This window comes from Mesorhizobium sp. P5_C1 (genome assembly GCF_054049815.1).
This window is the reverse complement of the sequence record NZ_JBFULQ010000998.1, coordinates 1-1,244: the sequence shown is the minus strand read 5'-3', so window position 1 is coordinate 1,244 and position 1,244 is coordinate 1. Positions and strand designations below refer to the sequence as shown.

The 1,244-nt window shown below is 55.7% G+C and carries 2 protein-coding genes and 1 pseudogene; 2 read left to right on the top strand and 1 reads right to left on the bottom strand.

Going from position 1 to position 1,244, the window contains the following annotated elements; genetic code table 11:
• Nucleotides 1-165 precede the first annotated feature (165 nt).
• On the top strand, nucleotides 166-351 hold the full coding sequence (locus ACXJ7R_RS33350) for a hypothetical protein (RefSeq protein ID WP_095087335.1): 186 nt from the start codon (nucleotides 166-168) through the stop codon (nucleotides 349-351).
• A 144-nt stretch (nucleotides 352-495) separates the two neighbouring features.
• Here ACXJ7R_RS33350 and ACXJ7R_RS33345 read toward each other — a convergent pair whose 3' ends face one another.
• Entirely contained in the window at nucleotides 496-1,044 is a 549-nt protein-coding gene (locus tag ACXJ7R_RS33345; RefSeq protein ID WP_457155512.1) for a hypothetical protein, read from the bottom strand.
• Nucleotides 1,045-1,110: 66 nt separating this feature from the next.
• Between ACXJ7R_RS33345 and ACXJ7R_RS33340 the strand changes: the two are divergent.
• A pseudogene (locus ACXJ7R_RS33340) lies at nucleotides 1,111-1,244 on the top strand (GlxA family transcriptional regulator); the annotation flags it as partial.

Below are 1,244 nucleotides of genomic sequence, written 5' to 3'. Positions count from 1 at the left end.
GAACATCAGATTGGGACGATAGTCAACACCATCGAGGCAGGACGCATTGGAAGTGGCCCCGAAACGACCACGATACAAACCTGCAATCGACATGAAATGCAGTTGAAACAAAAGCGACGTAACCAACTCACCGTCTGGCATCCGCCAGCACCAAAGGAGAAAGAAATGTCTATCCTGTCGTCCATCGGTCGGATCGCGACCGAATTCAGCGCAGCCCGCGCCCGCTACCAGACCGAACGTGCCATCCACTCCCTGCCGATCGAACTGCAGAAGGACATCGGCTGGCCTGAAGCTGCCGACACCAAGACCGGGGTTCGCAACGGCGTCGGATCGTGGGCTGGAGCAAAGTAAATCGTGTGTACCATGTGCTGAAGGCCTGCCGCGCAAGCCGCCCGGCAGGCCTTCTTTGTTTTATTTGTATTCAAATGAGTTTTGGAGCCATGTCGCCAGCGCATGACGCATATGAGCAAGCCGCATAGCGACCCGGTTACCCAATTAGTCCCTTGTAAACAATCGTAAATTTCGAGCATGCTGCCCAAAATTGTCGCAATCGGTGTCGCATTTCATAACAAGCGCTTCGCTTTTGCGATTTAGTTTTACGCAGCACAAGCCTATATCAGCGTCAGCAAACGAGCTGCCCCACTCCATCAAGCGAAGGCGACCCGTCTGAGCAACCGAATGGAGATCATCATGAAGCTTTTTGCCCGCCTCTTCGCCCGCCGCGAAATGAACCTGACCACCGCTCTCGAGCGTCAGCGCCTTGCCAACACCATGCCCGGCCAGACCGGCGCGATGGCTGCGGCGCGCCTCGGCTTCGTCGCCTGAACTTTTCTTGCAGGCAGCGTTTCCCTGCCGCTGCTTTAAAACTGCAACGCCGCCTGGTTCCTCCCAAGGCGGCGTTTTTGTTTTCGCCGCAAGGCGTGATCTGCCTGTTCCTGAACAGTTGGGCGTCGCGTGCAGGCCTCGCTGAACACCCGATTGCCCATTTGCGACCCATGTCGCAAATTTAATCGTGTCCTGGCCGCGTAGCCGATTGACAGACATGGTTTTTCCTGATGTCGCTATGCTAATCGCGACATCCTGTTCGCGTCATGGCTGCGTGAGGTTCCCTTGAACGCCGTAAAGCATCCGATCAAGCGATCGTTTGTATTCTTTCTTATTCCCGATTTCACCATGATCGCGTTTGCGACCGCGCTCGACCCGTTGCGCTCGGCTAACCGCATGCTTGGCTATGAGGCCTATCG